The sequence below is a fragment of the Acidovorax sp. KPB24-07 genome, assembly GCF_057543315.1.
Genome location: NZ_BAAJYS010000723.1, coordinates 1 through 1,100, shown reverse-complemented (window position 1 = coordinate 1,100; position 1,100 = coordinate 1). Strand labels below are relative to the sequence as shown.

General features: G+C 72.6%; 1 pseudogene. It reads left to right on the top strand.

The window, feature by feature from the left end:
• Positions 1-1,100: pseudogene (locus AC27IQ_RS25295) on the top strand (glycosyl transferase); the annotation flags it as partial.

Here is a 1,100-nt window from a genome sequence, read left to right as displayed (position 1 = left end):
CTGCGCCGGCGCCTGGACGACAACGCCCGGGTGCTGCTGGCCGCCTACCGCGCCAGCGCGGCCGAGCTGGAGGCGGGCCGGCGGGTCGTGCCCGCCGCCGAGTGGCTGCTGGACAACTACCACCTCGTCGAAAAGCAGGTGCGCGACATCCGGGGCGATCTGCCGGCCGACTACTACCGGCAGCTGCCCAAGCTCGCATCGGGCCCCTTCGCGGGCTATCCCCGGGTGCTGGGCCTGACCTGGGCCTTCGTGGCCCACACCGACAGCCATGTGGATGCGGGCACGTTGCGGGCCTTCCTGCAGGCCTACCAGCGCGTGCAGCCGCTGACCATCGGCGAGCTGTGGGCGGTGGCGATCACGCTGCGCATCGTGCTGATCGAAAACCTGCGCCGGCTGGTGGACCAGATGACCGTGGGACGCGCCGCGCGGGCCGACGCCGACCGGCTCGCCACGCACCTGATGGCCCTGGGCTCCGCCCGCTCGGCGCTGGACGAGGACATCGCCGCGCGGTCGCCCCTGGCGCTGTCCGAGCTGTTCGCCGCCCAGCTCGCCAAGCGGCTGCGCGACCACGACCCGCGGACCATGCCGGCACTGGGCTGGCTGCAGGAGCGCCTGCAGCAGCAGGGCACCACCATCGACGAAGTGGTGTCGCATGCCCAGCAGCGCCAGGGCGCCTCCAACGTCACCGTGCGCAACGTGATCACCAGCCTGCGCCTCATGTCCGACATCGACTGGGCCGACCTGTTCGAAAGCGTGAGCCTGGTGGACGAGCGGCTGCGCGAAGGCAGCCACTTCGCCGCGATGGACTTTCCCACGCGCAACCTCTACCGCGACGCCATCGAGCAGTTGGCCCGCCGGTCCCGCCATTCGGAACTGGATATCGCCGAGCACGCGCTGGCCGCCGCGAAGGCCGCCGCCAGGGTCCCGAGTGCGGAGCGCGGCGACGGCGCCGACGACCCCGGCTACCACCTCATTTCCGGGGGGCGCAGGGCGCTCGAGCAGGCCATCGGCTTCCATGCGCCGCTGCACTGGCGCCTGGCGCGACTGCGGGGCGAGCACAGCCTGCGCGGCTACGCGGGCGCCATCGCGCTGACCACGGG